The sequence below is a fragment of the Vibrio mimicus CAIM 602 genome, from assembly GCF_000338875.1.
GTDB classification, from domain to species: Bacteria; Pseudomonadota; Gammaproteobacteria; order Enterobacterales; family Vibrionaceae; genus Vibrio; species Vibrio mimicus.
This window is the reverse complement of the sequence record NZ_AOMO01000088.1, coordinates 161,668-183,805: the sequence shown is the minus strand read 5'-3', so window position 1 is coordinate 183,805 and position 22,138 is coordinate 161,668. Positions and strand designations below refer to the sequence as shown.

The following is a 22,138-nucleotide window of genomic DNA, read 5'->3' as shown; positions in this document are numbered from 1 at the left end:
TTATGTACTCCGCCAATCCCACACTGGGCTACTATGTGCCGCCTTTGGATGTGAATAACCTCACCGATCAGCAGACGGCGATTTCGATTGAGCATTTAAGTCTGTATTACCAGCAAAGTCGTGCTTTGAGTGATATTTCGATGCGTATTCCGAAAGGGCAGGTAACAGCCTTTATCGGGCCTTCCGGTTGCGGAAAATCCACGTTGTTGCGTTGTATTAATCGAATGAACGATCTGGTGGAAGGCACGCGAGTAGAAGGCGAAGTCAAACTGCATGGCAAAAACATCTATCATCCCGATGTGGATGTGCCAACTCTGCGCCGCCGTGTCGGTATGGTGTTTCAGCGCCCCAATCCATTCCCTAAATCGATTTATGAAAACGTGGTGTATGGCTTACGTTTGCAAGGGATTAAGAACAGCCGAACGCTGGATGATGCTGCAGAGCGCTCTTTACGTGCTGCGGCACTGTGGGATGAAGTAAAACACCGTCTGCACGAAAATGCGTTTGGCTTATCAGGAGGGCAGCAGCAGCGTTTGGTGATTGCTCGCGCAATTGCGATTGAGCCAGAAGTGTTGCTGCTCGATGAGCCAACATCGGCGCTGGATCCTATCTCAACCTTGACCATTGAAGAGCTGATCCACGATCTGAAAACCAAATATACTGTGGTTATCGTTACCCATAACATGCAGCAAGCGGCGCGAGTGAGCGATCACACCGCTTTTATCCATATGGGAAAGTTGATCGAGTACGCAGATACCGACTCTATTTTCACTTCACCATTGAAAAAGCAAACCGAAGACTACATTACGGGGCGATACGGTTAAGCCCTTTTCTCCCGTTTTATCAGTAAGGATGTACCATGCAGCTAGGTCGACATATTTCAGGTCAGTTCAATGTGGAACTGGAATCTATTCGCAGCCAAGTGTTGACCATGGGGGGCTTAGTTGAGCAGCAACTGACGTTAGCCATGCAAGCCTTGCATGAGGACGATGAAAAGCTGGCACGCCGAGTGATTGCCGATGATCACAAGGTCAACGCGATGGAAGTCTCGATTGATGAAGCGTGTACGCGCATTATTGCCAAACGTCAGCCGACCGCTAAAGATTTACGTCTTATCATGGCGATCATCAAAACCATTACTGACTTAGAGCGCATTGGCGATTCGGCCACTAAAATGGCTTACATCGCGATTGAGCGCCCACCAGCAAAACAGCATCAGTTTCAGGTTTCTCTTGAGCCGTTATGCCGTCAAGCCATTGCCATGCTGCATCAGGTGCTAGATGCATTCGCGCGGATGGATGTGGAAGCGGCTGCGGAAATTTATAAGCAGGACGATCGACTGGATAAAGAGTATGAAGCGGTTGTGCGCCAGTTGATGACCTACATGATGGAAGATCCGAAGAACATTCCCCACATTCTACAAGTTATCTGGTCGGCACGCGCGATTGAGCGAGTGGGCGATCGCTGCCAGAACATCTGTGAATACATCATCTATTTCGTTAAAGGCAAAGATGTACGCCATCTTGGCGATCAAGGTATTGATGATGTGCTAAAGAAACCGAGCTTATAAGTTAAGCGCTACATACATCAGTAGCGCTGCGGTACAAAAGTTTGGTCTTCGATAGGTGGTCGTACATAACCTTGTTTATTAATCTCGGGGAGTTCGATCGATGGATACTCTATTGCTTGATACTCGATACTGCTCAGTAAATGGCTGATGCAGTTAAGGCGAGCGCGACGCTTATCATCAGAAGGCACAACCCACCATGGGCAATGCTTGGTGTCGGTGTAGGCAAACATCTCATCTTTCGCTCGTGAATACGCAGCCCAGCGCTTGCGCGATTCAAGATCCATCGGGCTGAATTTCCAGCGTTTGAGTGGTGTATTGATCCGTTCAATAAAACGCTTTTCTTGTTCCTCATCTGAAACCGAAAACCAGTATTTCAGCAATATGATCCCAGAGCGTTGGAGCATGCGTTCAAATTCGGGGCAGGAGCGTAAAAACTCTTGGTGCTCTTCCTCGCTACAAAAGCCCATCACCTTTTCTACACCTGCTCGGTTATACCAACTGCGGTCAAACAGCACGATTTCACCACCCGCGGGGAGATGAGCCACATAGCGTTGAAAATACCACTGAGTTTTCTCTTTTTCGGTCGGTGCGGGCAGGGCGGCAACACGACAAACACGATGATTGAGTTTCTCGGTGATGGTTTTGATCACGCCACCCTTGCCTGCGGCATCTCGGCCTTCAAAAATTACGACAACTTTGAGCTTTTCCTGTTTAACCCACTCTTGCAATTTCACCAGTTCGACTTGTAACTGCTCTAACTCATGCTCGTAGACTTTTTTATCCAGTTTCGTCATATCATCTTCTCCTTTGATGAGCTAAGCATAGCAGTGAGAGTCGCTAAGTTCTGTTTGAGTGAATGGAGTTGAGAGCCTGTACCGTTTGTTGGATAGCTTCAGTGCTGGTAACTGGAATAATAAAATCATCACAGTCGCTAGCGCCCATTTTGCTCTCTGAACGAATGAACTGCATCAGGCTTGGGCGAGTGGTTTTGGCGGACAAATGCAGCTCATGCACTCCAGTCGCTACAGCAATCTCCGCAACATTCTGCGCATTAACCCCCGCACCTGCCATGATGGAGATTCGGCCAGCACTTTGTTTCACCAGTTGGGTTAAACGTTCGATACCCAAATAGGCACTACGAGCCAAACCGGAAGTTAATACCCGTTCACAACCTAGCTTGATAATCTCTTCTAAGGCGTGTTCAGGATTGGCGCAGTGATCAAAAGCACGGTGAAAAGTCACGCCCAAACCAAGGGAGTGTGCGAGCTCAATTAATGGCTTACTGCGCTTCACATCTATGCTGCCATCTGGAGTGAGTAACCCTAACACTACACCTTGTAAGTTGGCTTGATGAGCGGTATGAATATCCTGAACCATAATGGCGATCTCATCTTCGTGATAAAAGAAATCACCTTCTCTGGGGCGAATCATGGCGTAAACCGGTACGGATGAGATTCTGCCCGCACTTTGCATGAGTCCCGCGCTTGGGGTTAAACCGCCTAATGCCAATGAAGAACAAAGCTCGATTCGTGTGGCACCACCGGCAATGGCTTTATGCAAGGATTCAATATTGTCGATACAGACTTCAACTTGATAATTCATGGGGTTATCTCCGGCTAGATAAAGCGAAATGGCCTTCATCATAGCAGCCGAAACGGCATTGAATGAGTAAGAATAGGGGTAAAGTTTAACGCTCTGATTGCCTGTTTATCTCGTTCTAACCCTTCTGTGCCGTTAGTGAGGAGGAGAGTTGGATCTTGAGAGATTTCAGATATAAAAAAGCCCAAAGCAATGCTTTGGGCTTTTGAAGACTTTACTTCTTAACTGATTGGCGTAGCGTTTTCGCTTTATATTTTCCAACCACCCGCGTTGAGCTCGGGGTTAAGAGTATTATTTTAGGTCAGATGAGTGTTGAGCTAGGAATGCTGCAACACCTTTTGGTGATGCTTCCATACCTGCTTTGCCAGCTTCCCATTGTGCTGGGCACACTTCACCGTGAGTTTGGTGGAAGTTCAGTGCGTCAACCATACGCAGCATTTCGTCGATGTTACGACCTAGTGGCAGATCGTTAACAACTTGGTGACGAACCATGCCTTCTTCGTCGATCAGGAATGAACCACGGAAAGCAACGCCAGCTTCTGGGTGCTCTACATCGTACGCTTTACAGATTTCGTGCTTAACGTCTGCAACCAGTGGGTATTTCACTTGGCCGATACCGCCGTTCTCAACAGCAGTGTTACGCCATGCGTTGTGAGAGAACTGAGAGTCGATAGAAACACCGATAACTTCTACGCCTTTAGCCAGGAAGTCTTCGTAACGGTTGTCGAATGCGATCAGTTCTGACGGGCAAACGAAAGTGAAGTCTAGTGGGTAGAAGAAAACAACGGCTTTCTTACCTTTAGTAAATTCTGCGAAGTTGAAGTTTTCAACGATTTCACCGTTACCAAGAACAGCTGCTGCAGTAAAATCAGGGGCTTTGCGACCAACTAGTACCATTTTTTTGCTCCTAAGCTTTTTTGTAAGTACTGAACTATGTGCATTGAGTTCATAATTCAGTCCGTGAATAACGCGAAGAAATATAGTACAAAGTAGAAGAAGTAAAAAATGAATTAATTAGATTGAGTTAATCGAAAAAAACGATTTATCCAGCCAGCGACAGGCATAGCAAGGTTTGGCTGATTTAGCGGTCTTTTAATAATTTTTTTAAACTGTGATTCAACTTAAGGTACGGATGAAATATGAATAAATGGCCAAGCCTGAAGCAGTTATCGTATCTGGTAACTCTGTATGAAATGCGTCATTTCAGTGATGCGGCTGAACGCTGTTTTGTTAGCCAATCGACTTTAAGTAAAGGGATACAAAACCTTGAAGAGTTGATTGGGTGTTCCTTGTATGAAAAGCAAGATAAAAAAAGCCCATTAGTCTTTACCAGAGTTGGTGAGTTGGTGGTTCAACAAGGGCGTGAGTTACTGGCCAAAGGGCAAGATCTGGTTGAGCTGGGTAAGTTGTGCCAAGGCGATACGATGGAAGGGCAGTTGCGCCTCGGCTGTATTCCAACAATTGCTCCATTCTTGTTGTGTGATTTGGTGCAAGAGATCAACCAACGCTACCCCAAACTGCACCTGTTGCTGCGTGAAGACACCACAACCAATTTGTTGTCTGCCCTGCGCAGTGGTGAGTTGGATGTACTTATCTTGGCGCTGCCAGTCGACATCGGCAACATGGAAAGCTTCGTAGTTGGACAGGATCCGTTTCGTATGGTGATCAGCCGCAATCAGGTTGGCCAGATCCGCGTTCCGATCCGCTATGCGGATTTGCCGAATGAGTCTGTATTCCTACTCGAAAATGAGCATTGTTTGACTGAGCACGCGGTTTCAGCGTGCAAGCTAACCGACAAAGAGAAGATTAACCCGTTTACGGCCACCAGTTTGCACACCTTGGTTCAGATGGTCGCTAACGGACTGGGTACGACTTTTATTCCGCAGATGGCCATCGATCACGGCTTGTTAGATAACCAAAATTTGGTGGTGGTCGATCCTCCCGGCCAGCAAGCGTACCGTGAAATTGGTTTGGTTTGGCGTCCTAGTTCGTCACGTATTCACACTTTTCGCCAGTTAGCGGAAATAGTGGGTGAACTGCTTTAGCGATTGGTCGTAATAGATAAAATTCAAACTCGTAGTGAAAGCGCATTGTTATCAATGCGCTTTTTAGCATTTTATGTGGTCAGTGATTTTTTTATTGTGAAATTTCACAAATCAAAATTGGTGAGGCTTTCATAAAATTGTAAATATTCACAATGTTAATTTTACAGATTCTGTCTTACACACTGTTTAATTCTTCCTCTGCGGTTTTCTTCCCAGCCCAGTAATCCTCAACTTTTCTACCCTGAAGATAAATTTAAACACCCGTTTGATTGGTTTTTTCGGTGCTTAAATTTGTGTAATTAAATTACGTAATAACTTACGTAATAATGGCAGTTTCTTACCTTGCATAGTTAACCGGATAAAACTTCAAATTTAACTACTGGTTAACTTTTGATCTTTTATGATTTGGCTTTGTGGGTTAAGGTTTATTGGCGTTGTTAAGACTTATGTCTAGTATTCGATGTCTTGCAAAAAATATCGCTTTGAGTGACTTTAATGCACAACGGATAAGCAAAGTGAGTAACTGAAATTTGTGGTTTTAAAGTTACAAATGTTCTTGGTGAGCGTTTCAAGGAAGGAATTTATGTCAATCAATACTGCCGAATTAACTCAACAATTAACCGCAGCAAAAACGACCCAAGGCAAGCTTGATGTTGTGGGTAGCCTTTCGCCCGAACATCAAGCCATTTTCCCTGTAGAAGCCCAAACCTTTTTGCACCAGCTTTGTGAACGCTTCGCTTCACGAGTGGATGAACTTCTGGTGTTGCGTGAACAAAAACAAGCTTTAATCGATCAAGGCCAGTTACCTGAGTTCCTGTCAGAAACCAAAGATATTCGTGAAGGGAGTTGGAAAATTCTCGGCATTCCTGAAGATCTGCAGGATCGTCGAGTGGAGATCACGGGTCCAACTGATCGCAAAATGGTGATTAACGCCCTCAACGCCAACGTCAAAGTATTCATGGCGGATTTTGAAGATTCAATGTCACCTGCGTGGGATAAAGTGCTGGATGGACAAATCAATTTACGTGATGCCGTGCTCGGAACGATCAGCTACACAAACCCAGATAACGGCAAGCGTTATGAGCTTAATGCAAATCCAGCTGTGCTCATCTGCCGCGTGCGCGGTTTGCATCTCAAAGAAAAACATGTCACTTACAACGGCTTGGCTATTCCCGGCTCACTGTTCGATTTTGCGCTCTATTTCTACAACAATCATCGCGCTTTATTGAAAAAAGGCAGTGGCCCTTATTTCTACCTACCTAAGCTGCAAGCCTATCAAGAGGCGCAGTGGTGGAGTGAAGTATTCCATTTCACCGAAGATTACTTTGGTTTAGATACAGGAACCATCAAAGCGACGGTGCTGATTGAAACTCTGCCTGCCGTATTCCAGATGGATGAGATCCTGTTTTCGCTCAAAGAGCACATTGTTGGTCTGAATTGTGGACGCTGGGACTACATTTTCAGCTACATCAAAACTTTGAAGAAGCACCCTGAGCGCGTGTTGCCAGATCGCCAAGTGGTGACCATGGATAAGCCTTTCCTCAATGCGTATTCACGTCTGCTGATTTACACCTGTCATAAGCGCGGTGCGTTTGCGATGGGAGGCATGGCGGCGTTTATTCCTGCCAAAGATCCTGCGGTGAATGAACAAGTGCTACAGAAAATTCGCGGCGACAAAATGCTTGAAGCGACCAACGGCCATGATGGCACTTGGGTGGCTCACCCCGGTTTAGCCGATACCGCGATGGCGGTGTTTGATGAAGTACTTGGTGAGCGCAAAAACCAGCTCAATGTGAGCCGAATGGCCGATGCACCTATCAGTGCAGCCGATCTTTTAGCACCTTGTGATGGTCCGCGTACTGAACAGGGGATGCGTCATAACATACGTGTTGCGCTGCAATACATCGAAGCATGGATTTCTGGCAACGGTTGTGTGCCGATCTACGGCTTGATGGAGGATGCCGCAACGGCCGAGATTTCACGCGCCTCCATCTGGCAATGGATTCAACATGGCAAAACGTTAGATAACGGGAAAGTAGTGACCAACGATCTGTTCCGTGACTATCTCAAGCAAGAGATTGAGGTGGTTAAAGGTGAGATTGGTGAATCACGTTTTGCTCAGGGGCGCTTTGTTGAAGCTGCGGATCTTATGGAGCGACTGACTACCAGCCAAGAGCTAACCAATTTCTTAACCATACCGGGCTACGACTACCTGCCGTAGACCTCTATAACAACAGTAACGTGAAACAACTTTACGGTCAGAGTCCGTGGTACTGATCGAACAAGGAATCGAGCTGCCAACAGGCAATCAATATCAAGAGGGATAGATTATGACACTGACTCGTCGCCAACAAATTGAAGCGTTAGAAAAAGATTGGGCAACCAACCCACGCTGGAAAAATGTGAAACGTACCTACACCGCAGAAGAAGTGGTGAGCTTGCGCGGCTCGATCGTACCTGCCAACACCATTGCACAACGTGGTGCAGACAAATTGTGGGAACTGGTGAATGGTTCAGCCAAAAAAGGTTATGTGAACTGTTTGGGCGCACTCACTGGCGGCCAAGCGGTACAACAAGCTAAAGCGGGTATCGAGGCGATTTATCTCTCTGGTTGGCAAGTCGCAGCAGACAACAACACCGCTGGCACCATGTACCCAGACCAATCACTCTACCCGGTTGACTCAGTACCTTCTGTGGTGCGCCGAATCAATAACGCGTTTCGTCGTGCTGACCAAATCCAGTGGTCAAACGGTAAATCTGCGTCTGATGAAGGTGGCATTGACTACTTCTTGCCAATCGTGGCGGATGCGGAAGCAGGTTTCGGTGGCGTACTCAACGCCTATGAATTGATGAAGTCGATGATTGAAGCGGGGGCTGCAGGCGTGCACTTTGAAGACCAATTGGCTTCCGTTAAAAAATGCGGCCATATGGGTGGCAAAGTGCTAGTGCCGACTCAAGAAGCGGTACAAAAGCTGATAGCAGCACGTTTGGCAGCCGATGTGGCAGGAACAACCACGTTAGTGATTGCTCGCACCGATGCTAACGCAGCCGATTTGCTGACCTCAGACAGTGATCCATATGATGCCGATTTCGTGACCGGTGAGCGCACTTCTGAAGGTTTCTACCGTGTGCGTGCTGGCATTGACCAAGCGATTTCGCGTGGTTTGGCTTATGCACCTTACGCAGATTTAGTGTGGTGTGAAACCGCGAAACCGGATCTGGAAGAAGCGCGTAAATTCGCAGAAGCCATTCATGCTCAATACCCGGATCAGCTTCTGGCTTACAACTGCTCACCGTCTTTCAACTGGGAGAAAAATCTGGATGCGAAAACCATCGCACAATTCCAGCAAGCATTGTCTGACATGGGCTATAAATACCAGTTCATCACGTTAGCGGGTATTCACAACATGTGGTTCAACATGTTTGAGTTAGCACACGCTTACGCACAAGGTGAAGGTATGCGTCACTATGTTGAAATGGTTCAGCGTCGTGAATTTGAAGCGGCAGAAAAAGGCTACACCTTCGTAGCTCACCAACAAGAAGTGGGAACAGGGTATTTCGATAAGATGACCAACACCATTCAAGGTGGGAACAGTTCAGTGACCGCGCTGACGGGGTCAACGGAAGAAGATCAATTTCACTAATGGATAGTCCACAATTCTGTGCGAACCTTTGGCGGCCGAATGGCCGCCTTTTTTATTGCTGTATGTTGGAGTTCGATAGGTTCTGAAGACGAGAAAGCGATCAATATTTAAAGAAACGTAATAGGCTTTTTTGTTCTTCAACAAGTTCGCTGAGGCGTTCGCTGGACTGTTTGCTTTCCGCTATGCCAGAGACATTTTGATGCACCAAAGTAAAGGCATGACTGATGTTGGACGAGATATCTTTTGTGACTCCAGATTGTTCCTCCGATGCTGTGGCAACATGGGTGTTCATATCCGAAATTGTGGAGACAGAATGACTGATCGCTTCAAAAGCAGCATGAAGGCGACGGCTGATATCGCGTGAATCATCGACCAAGGAGATGTTGGATTGCATGAAGTCATTAGCATGCTCTGCTTGTTTTTGTAGGCGGCCGATAATTTCTTGAATGTCCAACGTGGATTTTTGGGTTTTAACCGCCAAAGAACGAACTTCATCGGCCACCACCGCAAAACCGCGCCCTTGTTCACCTGCTCGCGCTGCTTCAATTGCTGCATTGAGGGCAAGCAAGTTGGTTTGCTCGGAGATGTTGTTAATCACTTCTACGACCGAACCAATCTCAATCGAGTAGCCGTGCAGTTGGTTGACGATTTGTGTGGTTTCGGTAATTGAACTTGCAATCGAGTTGGCGATTTTATCGGAAGCGGCTAGGGCGTCCTTACTTTCCGAGACATTGCCGTTGGCTTGGTTGGCAGCATCTTCAGCGTTGTTCGCATTCATGCTGACTTCATTGGCGGTGCTGGATAGCTCGGTAATCGCAGTCGCAATTTGCTCAATTTGGTGAAGTTCTTGTTGAGCGTTTTTCTCTGATTGCTCGACTACCGCGCTGAGTTGCTCAGCTGCAGCCGAAACGCTGTCAGAGATTTGGTGGAAACTGCCAATGATACGTTGTAGTTCTTCCCGCATTTGAAGGGTTGAAAGGTAAATACCCGATTCATTGCCCGTCATTTGGTGGCGACTGCTTAAGTTACCTTTTGCAATGTTTTGCACTATGGCCGCAATTTCAGCAGGTTCACCACCTACCACTTTCAGTATCCCACGGTAAATCAAGAACGCGATACTGAGTGCACAGCTGACCGCAATGAGCGACAAAATCAGTAGCATCCATTGAGTGCTGTCAATGTTGTCGACCATTTGTGGGCCAAGCTCATCTTGTACTTCTTTGACATCGAGTTTGACTTGTTCAATCGATTGAGCGGTTTGTGTTCCTGCTGTATCCAACTGAGTTCTAATCAGTTCATTGCGCTTTTCAATTGTTTGGCGAATTTCAGTGAAAGCTTGTTGATATTGCGTAAACGCATCTGTGAACGATTGATATTGCGCAGACAGCTGTGCATTGCCATCAAGTTCATTTTTCAATTGCTGAGAATGTTGCTGGATGCTCGCAAGTTCTTGTATTGCTTGTTCTGCATCATCCTTTAAGTTGGTCACAAGGTATTTCACCGCATAGAGACGAGCTAACAAGATATGTTCTTGGACTTTTCCTGCATTTATCAACACATCCATATTCTGGTTATCAGCTGCGGTATCGACGATATTGCTGATGGATTGAAGCATGACTAGACCGTTGGGATCGAGCTGTGTATTTACCGTATTATTTCTGCGATCAATCAGGGACACTACATTGGCAAAGTCACCGCGATAATCGCTCACCTGCATTTTTATGGTCTGCAGTATTTGCTGTTGATCCTGCGGTAAGTTGAGGTGCAAAGCTTCATCCAGCAACTCGAGTGCGCTGCTGATTCTCTCGTCAACCTGTTGTTTGAGTGTTGGGTCTTGAGATTTGATGAATTTATGAGAGGCGAGTTGAGCGTCTAATATATTGGCTTGTACACGACCAATAGCAACACTGGTAACCGCTTGATCTCGATAAGACTTGAATCCATCCCCCGTGGTTGAAAAACGGTAGTAGGACAGTAGTGAAATGGCTAATAGAAGGATCAGAGTTAATCCAAATCCAAGCAAAAGTTGCTGTTTGAGCTTCATGTTTTCCCCCAGAAAGCGATCCAGTAACGTGAAAACCAATGACGAGAATAGGAAGCAAGTTGCATCTTGCCTGTAATAGGATTGCTAATAGTATAGTTTCTTATCAGTAATAGTGACTAATTCTGAGATGTGATTTTCTACGAGAGAGTGAAAAAATCTCGCTCTCTCGTGATGCGGGAGTTAAGCAATGAAAGGAAAAAGTATTAGCCCAAGTTAATCGTCTATCTCTTCAGGCTCACTCTCTTCTTGTAGTTCAAGCAGGTTAATCGCAATCGTGACAAAGTCACTGTCGGTAATAATGCCGACTAATTCGCCTTTAGCCACCACAGGTAAGCAGCCAATTTTGTGCTTCTGCATATAAATAGCGCTTTCTTTGAGTCCTGCCTGTGGAGCTACACTCATCACATCGGTGTGCATCACTTGGTAGAGTGGGATCTCTAGCGTGTATGAAGAATCCTGTGTGCTATGTTCCAAGCTAGATTCTTGAGCGGCTAATAAATCGCGCTGACTCACAATACCTAATAGCTTTTTATTGGCATCGACCACAGGAATATGCCGGATATCAAGTACTTCCATCAGATGCTTTGCATCATTGAGTGTGTGAGTACGTAACAAAGTGTGTGGGTTACGTGTCATCATGTCTTCAACTTTGATCATAGCCAACTCCTTTCGTCAAAGAGATAAATCAGAGTCGGGTTTTTTAACCCCTTTCCCGTTAACTATAGTGCTATCGGCAATGAACTTCTGCGAACTGAAACCGAAATATGCGGTTTATTGGTGTTTATCTATCCAGCGCGTGCGCTTTACAAAAGGTTACCTTGTGAGAAGTGCATACACACGCACCATTCCTGTATCTTGGCCGCACTTAGGTATATACTGGCGCGCCGCGAAATCGGGCGACAATACTGATCACTTAATCAAGAAAGAGCCATGCAAGTTTCAGATTTTCACTTTGAACTCCCTGACGAGTTGATTGCTCGTTACCCTAAAGCAGAACGTACTGCCAGCCGACTGTTACAGCTCGACGGCAATAGCGGTCAACTGGTTGATGGAACCTTTAAAGATGTTCTCGGACTTGTTGAACCGGGTGATCTGCTGGTGTTTAACAACACGCGAGTCATCCCTGCACGTATGTTTGGGCGCAAAGCCAGCGGCGGCAAGTTAGAAGTGTTGGTGGAGCGCATGCTCGATGAACACACGATTTTGGCACACGTTCGCTCATCAAAACCGCCAAAACCGGGCACTGAACTGTATTTAGGCGAGAATGATGAATTTCATGCGGTGATGCAGGCGCGTCACGATGCCTTGTTTGAAATCCGTTTTACCGCGGAAACCGTGGTGTTGGATATTCTGAATCAAATCGGCCACATGCCATTGCCGCCTTACATCGATCGTCCAGATGAAGATGCGGATAAAGAGCGCTACCAAACCGTGTACAACCAAAAACCAGGCGCGGTAGCAGCACCAACGGCAGGTTTGCATTTTGACCAAGTGCTGCTTGAGCAGATCCAAGCCAAAGGTGTTGAGTTGGCCTATGTAACACTGCATGTTGGCGCAGGGACTTTCCAACCTGTGCGCGTGGAAAATATCCATGATCACCACATGCATGCGGAATACGTAGAAGTGCCGCAAGAAGTGGTGGATGCGGTTGCAGCAACCAAAGCGCGTGGTGGCCGAGTGATTGCTGTGGGTACTACATCGGTTCGCTCGCTAGAAAGTGCCGCGCAAGATGCACTGAAAAAAGGCACGGAATTAAAGCCTTTCTTTGGTGATACCGAAATCTTCATCTTCCCAGGCTATCAATACCAGTTGGTGGATTGCTTGATCACCAATTTCCACTTACCAGAATCAACCTTGATCATGTTGGTGAGTGCGTTTGCTGGCTATGAGCACACCATGGCCGCTTATGAACATGCGGTGCAACAACAATATCGCTTCTTTAGTTACGGCGATGCGATGTTTATTCGCAAGCAGACGACTAAAGCGTAACCATCCCTAATTATTTGGAGTGGCAATTTCAAATAAAGAGGGATAACGAAAACGAGTGCTGGCAGTAGCCAGAAAAGGTTCAGGCCTTTTTCGCAGGGAAACGCGACCGCTCCTCAAAGAGCCTTATTCGATGAAATAAGGCTTGGATTGTAGACCTGCTGATGTGGCCAATACGCCACATTGAGCGGGAATAAACCGTCAGACTGTTTCTCTGACATTGGAGGCTTCGTGAAATTAAAATTTGAACTGAAAAAGAAAAACGGCAATGCCCGTCGTGGTCAATTGACCTTTGAACGTGGCACAGTGCAAACCCCTGCGTTTATGCCAGTGGGTACTTACGGCACCGTAAAAGGGATGACGCCAGAAGAAGTGAAAGAAACCGGCGCGCAAATTCTGCTCGGTAACACTTTCCATCTATGGCTGCGCCCTGGGCAAGAAGTGATGAAAATGCACGGCGACCTGCACGATTTCATGAACTGGCAAGGTCCTATCCTGACTGACTCAGGCGGTTTTCAGGTATTCAGCTTAGGCGATATCCGTAAGATCACGGAAGAGGGTGTGCATTTCCGTAACCCTGTGAACGGCGACAAAATCTTTATGGATGCCGAGAAGTCGATGGAAATCCAAAAAGATTTGGGCTCTGACATCGTGATGATTTTCGATGAATGTACGCCATATCCAGCGACTCACGATGAAGCGAAAAAATCGATGGAAATGTCGCTGCGCTGGGCAAAACGCTCACGCGACCACTTCGACAAGCTCGAAAACCCGAACAACCTGTTTGGTATCGTGCAGGGTGGTGTGTATGAAGACTTGCGCGATGTATCGGTGAAAGGGCTTACTGAGATCGGTTTTGATGGTTACGCAGTAGGTGGCCTAGCCGTAGGCGAGCCAAAAGAAGATATGCATCGCGTTCTTGAGCATACCTGTCCACAACTGCCGGAAGATAAGCCACGTTACCTAATGGGCGTGGGTAAACCGGAAGATTTGGTGGAAGGTGTTCGTCGCGGTATCGACATGTTTGACTGCGTAATGCCAACCCGTAACGCACGTAATGGTCACCTGTTTGTGACTGGTGGTGTGATCAAGATCCGTAATGCAGTACATAAAACGGATACAACACCACTCGATCCGCATTGCGACTGTTACACTTGCAAAAATTATTCGAAGTCATACCTGCATCATTTGGATCGTTGTAACGAAATCCTGGGTGCACGCTTGAATACCATCCATAACTTGCGTTATTACCAACGCTTAATGGAGAGCATTCGTAAAGCGATTGATGAAGACCGTTTTGATCAATTTGTAGCCGAGTTCTACGCGCGCCGTAACCGCGAAGTGCCACCGCTACAAAAAGACAAAGCCTGATTTCGTGCACTGGGTTGGATTTGTGTGGTAAGCCGCTTGAATTCACCCCAGTGCATCCCAATAGAATCAACATTAAACAACAATAACTTAGAGGACGTTTCTCAATGAGTTTAATTTCTGTAGCGCATGCCGCAGGCGAAGGTGCCCCACAAGGTGGCGGTTTTGAAATGATTATCATGCTAGGCATGTTTGCGGTGATCTTTTACTTCATGATCTACCGCCCACAAGCTAAGCGTGTGAAAGAGCACAAAAGCCTGATGTCATCAATGGCAAAAGGTGATGAAGTGCTGACCAGCGGTGGCTTGGTTGGTCGTATCACTAAGATTTCTGAAGACAATGCTTACATCACTATCGAGTTGAACACCAACAACGAAGTTGTGATTAAGAAGGACTTCGTGACTGCAGTGCTGCCAAAAGGTACGCTGAAATCTCTTTAAAACAGCCATAGGATCCTCGCTGTGCTAAACCGTTATCCTTTATGGAAGTACCTGATGGTGATGTTTACCATCGCCATTGCAGCTTTGTATGCACTTCCAAATATCTACGGTGAAGATCCAGCTATCCAAATTACAGGGGCGCGTGGCGCCTCTGTTGATATGTCAACGCTGGATGCTGTCACCTCTGCGCTCGATAAAGCGCATCTCTCCAAAAAATCCATTGCTCTTGAAAATGGTTCTATCCTCGTTCGTTTCAATGATACGGATACGCAAATCAGCGCCCGAGATATCATCAGTGAAGCACTAGGTAATGACAAAATCGTCGCACTTAACCTTGCGCCTTCTACTCCTGACTGGCTTGAATCTATCGGTGCTGCACCGATGAAGCTCGGCCTTGACCTGCGTGGCGGTGTGCACTTCCTGATGGAAGTGGATATGGATGCTGCGATGGAAAAACTGGTCAGCCAACAAGAAGAATCCTTCCGCAGCGATCTGCGTGACGAAAAGATTCGTTACCGTGCCATTCGCCCGTTATCTGATGCGGTTGAAGTAACTTTGCGTGATGCTGAGCAGCTTTCGCAAACTAAGCTGCTTCTGGAGTCGAAACACCGTGATATGACCTTTACGACTTCGGAAACTGATGGCCGTTTTGTGCTGCTGGCTAAGTTTACTGAAGCGCGCTTGCAAGAAATTCGCAACTACGCTGTTGAGCAGAACATTACCATTTTGCGTAACCGTGTGAACGAATTGGGTGTTGCTGAGCCACTGGTTCAACGCCAAGGTGCGACACGTATCGTGGTTGAACTGCCAGGTGTACAAGATACTGCGCGTGCTAAAGAAATCTTAGGCGCGACAGCGACACTGGAGTTCCGTGAAGTTGACGATAAAGCGGATCTCGCTGCTGCGGCAGCAGGACGTGCGCCAGCAGGAAGCGAAATCAAGTTCGATCGTAATGGCCGTCCTGTTGTGCTGAAAAAGCGCGTGATTCTGGGTGGTTCAAGCATTACAGATGCAAGCTCAAGCGCGGACGAATATGGTCGCCCACAGGTGAACATTTCGCTCGATAGCGAAGGCGGTAACAAGATGTCGGCGTTCTCGAAAAAGAACATCGGCAAGCTGATGGCGACCGTATTTGCGGAATACAAAGACAGCGGTAAGCGTTCTCCTGAAGGTAAAGTGATCCTGACCAAGCATGAAGAAGTGATTAACCAAGCGACGATTCAGTCTGCTCTGGGACGTAACTTCCGTATTACTGGGATTGATTCACCATCTGAAGCGCATAACCTAGCACTGTTGCTACGTGCAGGTGCACTGATTGCGCCAATTTCTATCGTTGAAGAACGCACTATCGGTCCATCAATGGGTCAACAGAATATCGACATGGGTATTCAGGCCTGTATTTGGGGCATGGTGGCGGTAATGCTGTTTACGGTTCTTTACTACCGTAAGTTTGGCATGATCGCTAACATCGCACTGATGGCGAACCTCGTGTTGATCATTGGTGTAATGTCGATGATTCCGGGTGCAACCATGACCTTGCCGGGTATTGCTGGTATCGTACTGACAGTCGGTATGGCAGTCGATGCCAACGTATTGATCTTTGAGCGTATTCGTGAAGAGTTACGTGAAGGAAAAAATCCTCAGCAAGCGATCCACCAAGGTTACGCTAACGCATTCAGTACCATTGCCGATGCCAACATTACCACCTTAATTACTGCCATCATTTTGTTTGCAGTAGGTACAGGGGCGATTAAAGGCTTCGCGGTGACGCTGTCTATCGGTATTTTAACCTCTATGTTTACGGCCATTATTGGAACACGTTGTATCGTGAACCTGTTGTATGGTGGCAAACGTATCAACAAATTGTCGATCTGAGGCTGGGGTAAGTTATGTTTCAAATCCTAAAAGCAGACAAAATGATCGACTTTATGCGTTGGTCGAAATTCGCCTTTGCTTTGTCGTTGGTGATGATTGCTGCATCGATTTTTACTCTGTCTACCAAATGGCTGAACTGGGGGCTGGATTTCACGGGCGGTACTTTGATTGAAGTGGGCTTTGAACAGCCTGCCAATTTGGAGCAAATCCGTAGCGCTCTTGAAGCGAAAGGCTTTGGTGATGCTACCGTGCAAAACTTTGGTTCTGCACGTGATGTAATGGTACGTCTACGTCCTCGTGATGATATGGCGGGTGAGGCGCTGGGTAACCAGATTCTCGCAGCGATCAAAGAAGGCACAGGCGGCAACGTTGAAATGCGCCGTATCGAATTCGTTGGTCCGAACGTGGGTGATGAACTCACTGAAGCAGGTGGTCTGGCGATTCTGGTCTCTTTGTTGTGTATCTTGCTTTACGTTTCTGTGCGCTTTGAATGGCGTTTAGCAGCGGGTGCTGTGCTGGCACTGGCGCATGACGTGATCATCACTCTAGGTATCTTCTCTATCTTACAGATCGAAGTTGACCTGACGATTGTTGCGGCATTGCTGACGGTTGTGGGTTACTCACTCAACGATACCATCGTTGTTTTTGACCGTATCCGTGAAAACTTCCGTAAGATGCGCAAAGAAGAACCGGCAGAGATCATGAACAGCTCAATTACTCAAACCTTGAGCCGTACCCTGATCACCTCAGGTACTACCTTGTTTGTGGTAATTGCACTCTTTACCCAAGGTGGAGCGATGATCCACGGTTTTGCTCTAGCTTTGCTGCTGGGTATTACTGTTGGTACTTATTCTTCTATCTATGTGGCATCAGCACTGGCGCTAAAACTCGGGATTACCCGTGAGCACTTGCTTCCTCCACAAGTGGAGAAAGAGGGCGCTGACCTGGATGACATGCCTTAGTATTCCTTAGGCTTATTAATAAAAAAAACCGCTGCTTGGTCAGCGGTTTTTTTATTTTTATCATGCATACTCAATGAGTATGCATGCTATTACGACTGCAACATGGGTAAAAACAGGTAAAAAAAAAGCCCCGCCATAATGGCAGGGCGATATCAGCTGTGACGGAGCAGATATTATTTCAAGATTGCGCTGTTACCGTTTTCACGGATGTGCTGCAGAATGGCTTTCACACCACGTGGCTTGATGCCACGATGTTGCCAGATTGCATGTAATCAGTGCCGCCAGCAAAGTCAGTCACGATAGCACCCGCTTCACGAGCAATCAGTTCACCCGCAGCCATGTCCCAAGGTTTCAGGCCTAGTTCGAAGTAACCATCAACACGGTTTGCCGCTAGGTAACACAGATCCAGTGCCGCTGAACCAGTACGACGGAAGTCTGCACATTCAACAAACATCGCAGAGATGATCTTCATGAAAGATTCTGAGTGTTGTTTTTGTTTGAATGGGAAAGCCGTTGCCAGAACTGCGCCTTGCAGATCTTTGATTGGCTGAACGCGAATACGAGCGTTGTTGAGCTGTGCACCCGCACCACGTTGTGCAGTGAACAGTTCGTTAGTCATTGGGTCGTAAACACAAGCGACTTCAGTTTTGCCTCTAAAGCGTACTGCGATAGAAACAGCGAAGTGAGGTAAACCTTTTACAAAGTTAGTGGTGCCATCCAGTGGGTCGATGATCCATTGCACTTCCTTATCTTTACCTTCGATAAGGCCGCCTTCTTCTGCAATGATGCAGTGCTCAGGGTAAGAGCTTTTGATGGTTGAAACGATAATCGCTTCTGCTTCTTTGTCGACGTTAGTGACAAAGTCGTTGGTGCCTTTCTGAGTAGTTTGAATTTTCTCTGCGTTTTCCAGAGATTTGGCAATATGGTTACCTGCTTTTCGCGCAGCGCGAATAGCGATATTAAGCATTGGATGCATACAAGTTTCCCAACGGATGTTAAAGAACGAAAAAGCGGGCGACAGTATACCAAAAGAAATTAAAAAAGGAAGTGGTTATTTTTTGTGCGCTTGGTTGTTTGTCAAAGCAAAGGGTCTGACCATTTTAGTCAGGTTTGTGTTACTATCCCGCGGCTTTATTTGGAGTACTGTTAGCAGATGATGTTAGATCGCGTGAAAGTCGTATTAGTCGGCACTTCTCACTCTGGAAATATTGGTTCAGCCGCCCGGGCAATGAAGGTCATGGGACTGAGCCAAATGGTGTTGGTGGATCCGCAGTGTCAGGTTGATGCTCAAGCGATCGCGCTGGCGGCTGGAGCGAGCGAAATAGCACTGAATGCACAGATTTTTCCAACGCTTGAAGCGGCCGTGGCCGACTGCGGGTTAGTCGTCGGCACCAGTGCGCGTTCTCGAACTCTAGATTGGCCAATGTTGGAACCGCGCCAATGCGGTGAAAAGCTGATTGCTGAAGCTTCGCAGCATACTGTCGCGATGGTTTTTGGCCGCGAACGTACTGGCTTGACGAATGATGAGCTGCAATTGTGCCACTACCATGTGTGTGTACCAGCTAATCCAGAATACAGTTCACTCAATTTAGCGATGGCAGTGCAATTGCTGAGTTATGAAGTGCGCATGGCGTATCTAAGTGTTGAACAGAGCCAATCTCGAGCACAGCAAGAGGAAGAATATCCACGCCATCAAGAGCTGGAATTATTCTATGAACATCTTGAAAAAGTGATTACTCAAACCGAGTTTATTTCTGCGCAGCAACCGGGGCAGGTGATGAATAAACTGCGCCGAATGTTTACTCGTGCTCGGCCTGAAGCTCAAGAAATCAATATCTTGCGTGGTATTTTGACTTCGGTGCAAAAGTCGATAGCGCGTAAAGAGTAAGCTTATAAGTATTAGGGTTAAATACCTGACTAAATTAGTCAAATAAATACTTGACCAAAAAACTCAAGTATGAAAAACTTCCAGCCACATAAACAGTGTGGATACGGTGTGATTATGAGACTGACATCTAAAGGAAGATATGCGGTAACAGCCATGTTAGATGTGGCTCTGCATTCGCAACAAAACCCAGTACCATTGGCGGATATTTCTGAGCGTCAAGGCATTTCTCTTTCGTACTTAGAACAACTGTTTTCTAAGTTACGTAAAGCGGCTTAGTCGCCAGTGTGCGCGGCCCGGGTGGCGGTTATCGCCTAGGAATGGATTCGTACGCTATTTCTATCGGTACTGTTATCGCAGCGGTCGATGAGTCAGTAGATGCGACCAAATGTAACGGGAAAGGCGATTGTCAGGGCGGAACTCGCTGTTTGACTCACACACTGTGGCGTGATCTGAGTTCACGCATTACTGATTTTCTGAATAACATCACGCTCGGTGAGCTGATGGTGGATAACGAAGTTATCGAAGTTTCGGATCGACAAGATCATCATCTTTCGGTCAACCAAAGGGTTTCGCAAAACAACTCAAATACAGTCACCATTGGTGCTGCACCTTTTGGTATTAATGTTCGCTCATAGCGGCAAGGTTTACACTGGAGTAGAAAATGAAACTGCCTATTTATCTAGATTATTCAGCCACATGCCCAGTTGATCCGCGTGTAGCTGAAAAAATGGTTCAGTACATGACGATGGATGGTACCTTCGGTAACCCAGCTTCGCGATCGCACCGTTATGGCTGGCAGGCAGAAGAAGCAGTAGACACTGCGCGTGAGCAAATCGCAGCCCTGCTGAATGCAGACCCACGTGAAATTGTTTTCACATCGGGTGCAACAGAATCTGACAACCTTGCAATCAAAGGTGTAGCTCACTTTTATAACAAGCAAGGTAAGCACATTATCACCAGCAAAACCGAGCACAAAGCAGTGCTAGATACCATGCGTCAACTTGAGCGTGAAGGTTTTGAGGTAACTTATCTTGATCCAGAATCAAATGGTTTGATCGATCTGGCTAAGCTTGAAGCCGCGATGCGTGATGACACTATTCTGGTTTCAATCATGCACGTGAATAACGAAATCGGCGTAATCCAAGATATCGCAGCGATCGGCGAACTGTGCCGTTCACGCAAAGTGGTATTTCATGTTGATGCTGCACAATCTGCTGGCAAAGTCGCGATTGATGTTCAAGAGCTGAAAGTTGATCTGATTTCACTGTCTGCGCACAAAATTTACGGTCCAAAAGGCATCGGTGCACTGTATGTACGCCGTAAGCCACGTATCCGTCTAGAAGCACAGATGCATGGTGGTGGTCATGAGCGTGGTTTCCGCTCTGGTACTCTGCCGACTCACCAAATTGTTGGTATGGGTGAAGCATTCCGTATCGCAAAAGAAGAGATGCAGAAAGATTATGAGCATGCACTAGCGTTGCGTGAGCGTTTACTGGCTGGCATCAAAGATATGGAAGCGGTAACCATCAACGGCGATCTGGAGCAACGTGTACCACACAACCTCAACGTGAGTTTTGCCTTTGTTGAAGGTGAATCTTTGCTGATGGCACTGAAAGATCTGGCGGTATCGTCAGGCAGTGCATGTACTTCAGCTAGCCTTGAGCCTTCTTACGTATTGCGTGCTCTGGGTCTGAACGATGAACTGGCGCACAGCTCAATTCGCTTCTCTTTCGGTCGTTTCACGACAGAAGCAGAGATTGATTATGCGATCGAACTGATTCGTGTTGCAGTCGATAAACTGCGTGACATGTCTCCACTGTGGGATATGTACAAAGAAGGCGTAGATTTGAACACCGTTGAGTGGGCACACCACTAATCATTCCAAGGTTATAAAGGATTCGAGGTAACGAACATGGCATACAGCGAAAAGGTCATTGACCATTACGAGAACCCACGTAACGTTGGTTCATTTGATAAAGAAGATCCTTCTGTTGGTAGCGGCATGGTTGGCGCACCTGCGTGTGGTGACGTGATGCGTCTGCAAATCAAAGTGTCACCAGAAGGCATCATCGAAGATGCGAAATTCAAAACTTACGGCTGTGGTAGTGCAATCGCTTCTAGCTCGCTAGTGACTGAATGGGTTAAAGGCAAGAGCATTGATGAAGCAGCTGCGATCAAGAACAGCGAAATCGCAGAAGAGCTTGAATTGCCACCAGTGAAAATTCACTGTTCTATCCTAGCCGAAGATGCCATCAAAGCCGCTGTTGCGGATTACAAGAAAAAGCATCAACACTAATTCGTTTGGGAGCTGTCGCAGCTCCCACCCTTTAATTTATTGAAATCATAAGGTTGAAGTATGGCCGTCACTCTTAGCGAAACCGCAGCAAGCCGAGTTAAAACTTTTCTGGATAATCGTGGAAAAGGCATCGGTTTACGTCTTGGTGTCAAGACGACTGGGTGTTCGGGAATGGCGTATGTGCTTGAGTTCGTTGACGATCTCAACGAAGAAGATCACGTATTTGAAAGCCATGGTGTGAAGGTGATCATTGACACCAAAAGCATGGTCTATTTAGATGGCACTCAACTCGATTACAAAAAAGAAGGGTTAAACGAAGGCTTTGAATTCAACAACCCAAATGTCAAAAGTGAATGCGGTTGTGGTGAAAGCTTCAACGTTTAACGGTAACTGACCATCGAGTTTGTTCTCGATTACAGGA

Annotated in this window: 19 protein-coding genes and 2 pseudogenes; 15 read left to right on the top strand and 6 right to left on the bottom strand. The window is 46.8% G+C overall.

Annotated features, from left to right (window positions below):
- The first annotated feature begins 2 nt into the window (after positions 1-2).
- Together pstB and phoU are read left to right on the top strand one after the other, a co-directional pair.
- Entirely contained in the window at positions 3-824 is an 822-nt protein-coding gene (gene pstB / locus D908_RS01055; protein ID WP_000286628.1) for a phosphate ABC transporter ATP-binding protein PstB, read from the top strand.
- Positions 825-859: 35 nt separating this feature from the next.
- Complete coding sequence (gene phoU / locus D908_RS01060) at positions 860-1,570, top strand: phosphate signaling complex protein PhoU (RefSeq protein ID WP_001175931.1); 711 nt, start codon at positions 860-862, stop codon at positions 1,568-1,570.
- Between the two features lie 17 nt (positions 1,571-1,587).
- Here the strand turns inward: phoU and ppk2 are convergent, their stop codons facing one another.
- From ppk2 to D908_RS01075, 3 genes are all read right to left on the bottom strand, one after another.
- Positions 1,588-2,364 carry a polyphosphate kinase 2 gene (gene ppk2 / locus D908_RS01065; protein ID WP_000163576.1) on the bottom strand — a complete coding sequence of 259 codons (777 nt, stop codon included), beginning with the start codon at positions 2,362-2,364 and terminating at the stop codon, positions 1,588-1,590.
- Between the two features lie 43 nt (positions 2,365-2,407).
- Positions 2,408-3,172, bottom strand: coding sequence for a copper homeostasis protein CutC (locus D908_RS01070; protein WP_005527560.1), 765 nt, complete (start codon positions 3,170-3,172; stop codon positions 2,408-2,410).
- A 288-nt stretch (positions 3,173-3,460) separates the two neighbouring features.
- Entirely contained in the window at positions 3,461-4,066 is a 606-nt protein-coding gene (locus tag D908_RS01075) for a peroxiredoxin C (protein WP_000244651.1), read from the bottom strand.
- Between the two features lie 242 nt (positions 4,067-4,308).
- Here D908_RS01075 and D908_RS01080 point away from each other — a divergent pair, with 242 nt between their 5' ends.
- The 3 genes from D908_RS01080 (at position 4,309) to aceA (ending at position 8,858) form a co-directional block, all read left to right on the top strand.
- A complete protein-coding gene (locus D908_RS01080; protein ID WP_005527559.1) occupies positions 4,309-5,214 on the top strand; it encodes a hydrogen peroxide-inducible genes activator in 906 nt (301 codons plus the stop codon).
- 583 nt (positions 5,215-5,797) lie between these two features.
- A complete protein-coding gene (aceB, locus tag D908_RS01085; protein ID WP_005527558.1) occupies positions 5,798-7,435 on the top strand; it encodes a malate synthase A in 1,638 nt (545 codons plus the stop codon).
- A gap of 109 nt (positions 7,436-7,544) precedes the next feature.
- Positions 7,545-8,858: an isocitrate lyase gene (gene aceA / locus D908_RS01090; RefSeq protein ID WP_000176886.1), complete on the top strand. Its 1,314-nt coding sequence runs from the start codon at positions 7,545-7,547 to the stop codon at positions 8,856-8,858.
- A gap of 100 nt (positions 8,859-8,958) precedes the next feature.
- Here aceA and D908_RS01095 read toward each other — a convergent pair whose 3' ends face one another.
- The gene (locus D908_RS01095) at positions 8,959-10,902 is read right to left on the bottom strand and encodes a methyl-accepting chemotaxis protein (protein ID WP_005527557.1); all 1,944 of its coding nucleotides are present in this window, start codon (positions 10,900-10,902) and stop codon (positions 8,959-8,961) included.
- 213 nt (positions 10,903-11,115) lie between these two features.
- Entirely contained in the window at positions 11,116-11,559 is a 444-nt protein-coding gene (locus tag D908_RS01100; protein ID WP_005527556.1) for a CBS domain-containing protein, read from the bottom strand.
- A gap of 273 nt (positions 11,560-11,832) precedes the next feature.
- Between D908_RS01100 and queA the strand changes: the two genes are divergently transcribed.
- From queA to secF, 5 genes are all read left to right on the top strand, one after another.
- Positions 11,833-12,891 carry a tRNA preQ1(34) S-adenosylmethionine ribosyltransferase-isomerase QueA gene (gene queA / locus D908_RS01105; RefSeq protein WP_001198127.1) on the top strand — a complete coding sequence of 353 codons (1,059 nt, stop codon included), beginning with the start codon at positions 11,833-11,835 and terminating at the stop codon, positions 12,889-12,891.
- Between the two features lie 228 nt (positions 12,892-13,119).
- The gene (gene tgt / locus D908_RS01110; RefSeq protein ID WP_000768202.1) at positions 13,120-14,259 is read left to right on the top strand and encodes a tRNA guanosine(34) transglycosylase Tgt; all 1,140 of its coding nucleotides are present in this window, start codon (positions 13,120-13,122) and stop codon (positions 14,257-14,259) included.
- A 104-nt stretch (positions 14,260-14,363) separates the two neighbouring features.
- Positions 14,364-14,696, top strand: coding sequence for a preprotein translocase subunit YajC (yajC, locus tag D908_RS01115; RefSeq protein WP_005527555.1), 333 nt, complete (start codon positions 14,364-14,366; stop codon positions 14,694-14,696).
- 21 nt (positions 14,697-14,717) lie between these two features.
- Entirely contained in the window at positions 14,718-16,571 is a 1,854-nt protein-coding gene (secD, locus tag D908_RS01120; protein ID WP_005527554.1) for a protein translocase subunit SecD, read from the top strand.
- Between the two features lie 14 nt (positions 16,572-16,585).
- A complete protein-coding gene (gene secF / locus D908_RS01125; RefSeq protein ID WP_005527553.1) occupies positions 16,586-17,533 on the top strand; it encodes a protein translocase subunit SecF in 948 nt (315 codons plus the stop codon).
- A gap of 173 nt (positions 17,534-17,706) precedes the next feature.
- Here secF and suhB read toward each other — a convergent pair.
- Positions 17,707-18,509 (bottom strand): annotated as a pseudogene (suhB, locus tag D908_RS01130) (inositol-1-monophosphatase).
- Positions 18,510-18,689: 180 nt separating this feature from the next.
- Between suhB and trmJ the strand changes: the two are divergent.
- The 5 genes and pseudogenes from trmJ (at position 18,690) to iscA (ending at position 22,101) form a co-directional block, all read left to right on the top strand.
- Positions 18,690-19,421, top strand: coding sequence for a tRNA (cytosine(32)/uridine(32)-2'-O)-methyltransferase TrmJ (gene trmJ, locus D908_RS01135; protein ID WP_005527549.1), 732 nt, complete (start codon positions 18,690-18,692; stop codon positions 19,419-19,421).
- A 114-nt stretch (positions 19,422-19,535) separates the two neighbouring features.
- Positions 19,536-20,056, top strand: a pseudogene (gene iscR, locus D908_RS0120060) (Fe-S cluster assembly transcriptional regulator IscR).
- A 26-nt stretch (positions 20,057-20,082) separates the two neighbouring features.
- Positions 20,083-21,297: an IscS subfamily cysteine desulfurase gene (locus tag D908_RS01140; protein WP_000775248.1), complete on the top strand. Its 1,215-nt coding sequence runs from the start codon at positions 20,083-20,085 to the stop codon at positions 21,295-21,297.
- A 36-nt stretch (positions 21,298-21,333) separates the two neighbouring features.
- Positions 21,334-21,717 (top strand): Fe-S cluster assembly scaffold IscU, encoded by a 384-nt coding sequence (iscU, locus tag D908_RS01145; RefSeq protein ID WP_000331703.1) that lies wholly within the window; start codon positions 21,334-21,336, stop codon positions 21,715-21,717.
- A gap of 60 nt (positions 21,718-21,777) precedes the next feature.
- Positions 21,778-22,101: an iron-sulfur cluster assembly protein IscA gene (gene iscA, locus D908_RS01150; protein WP_000301571.1), complete on the top strand. Its 324-nt coding sequence runs from the start codon at positions 21,778-21,780 to the stop codon at positions 22,099-22,101.
- The last annotated feature ends 37 nt before the right edge of the window (positions 22,102-22,138 follow it).

What these genes read in the sequence shown, in the direction of transcription:
- pstB (WP_000286628.1), top strand. Translation starts at nt 3, where the DNA reads ATGTACTCCGCCAATCCCACACTGGGCTACTATGTGCCGCCTTTGGAT.
- phoU (WP_001175931.1), top strand. Translation starts at nt 860, where the DNA reads ATGCAGCTAGGTCGACATATTTCAGGTCAGTTCAATGTGGAACTGGAA.
- ppk2 (WP_000163576.1), bottom strand. Translation starts at nt 2,364, where the DNA reads ATGACGAAACTGGATAAAAAAGTCTACGAGCATGAGTTAGAGCAGTTA.
- D908_RS01070 (WP_005527560.1), bottom strand. Translation starts at nt 3,172, where the DNA reads ATGAATTATCAAGTTGAAGTCTGTATCGACAATATTGAATCCTTGCAT.
- D908_RS01075 (WP_000244651.1), bottom strand. Translation starts at nt 4,066, where the DNA reads ATGGTACTAGTTGGTCGCAAAGCCCCTGATTTTACTGCAGCAGCTGTT.
- D908_RS01080 (WP_005527559.1), top strand. Translation starts at nt 4,309, where the DNA reads ATGAATAAATGGCCAAGCCTGAAGCAGTTATCGTATCTGGTAACTCTG.
- aceB (WP_005527558.1), top strand. Translation starts at nt 5,798, where the DNA reads ATGTCAATCAATACTGCCGAATTAACTCAACAATTAACCGCAGCAAAA.
- aceA (WP_000176886.1), top strand. Translation starts at nt 7,545, where the DNA reads ATGACACTGACTCGTCGCCAACAAATTGAAGCGTTAGAAAAAGATTGG.
- D908_RS01095 (WP_005527557.1), bottom strand. Translation starts at nt 10,902, where the DNA reads ATGAAGCTCAAACAGCAACTTTTGCTTGGATTTGGATTAACTCTGATC.
- D908_RS01100 (WP_005527556.1), bottom strand. Translation starts at nt 11,559, where the DNA reads ATGATCAAAGTTGAAGACATGATGACACGTAACCCACACACTTTGTTA.
- queA (WP_001198127.1), top strand. Translation starts at nt 11,833, where the DNA reads ATGCAAGTTTCAGATTTTCACTTTGAACTCCCTGACGAGTTGATTGCT.
- yajC (WP_005527555.1), top strand. Translation starts at nt 14,364, where the DNA reads ATGAGTTTAATTTCTGTAGCGCATGCCGCAGGCGAAGGTGCCCCACAA.
- secF (WP_005527553.1), top strand. Translation starts at nt 16,586, where the DNA reads ATGTTTCAAATCCTAAAAGCAGACAAAATGATCGACTTTATGCGTTGG.
- trmJ (WP_005527549.1), top strand. Translation starts at nt 18,690, where the DNA reads ATGTTAGATCGCGTGAAAGTCGTATTAGTCGGCACTTCTCACTCTGGA.
- D908_RS01140 (WP_000775248.1), top strand. Translation starts at nt 20,083, where the DNA reads ATGAAACTGCCTATTTATCTAGATTATTCAGCCACATGCCCAGTTGAT.
- iscU (WP_000331703.1), top strand. Translation starts at nt 21,334, where the DNA reads ATGGCATACAGCGAAAAGGTCATTGACCATTACGAGAACCCACGTAAC.
- iscA (WP_000301571.1), top strand. Translation starts at nt 21,778, where the DNA reads ATGGCCGTCACTCTTAGCGAAACCGCAGCAAGCCGAGTTAAAACTTTT.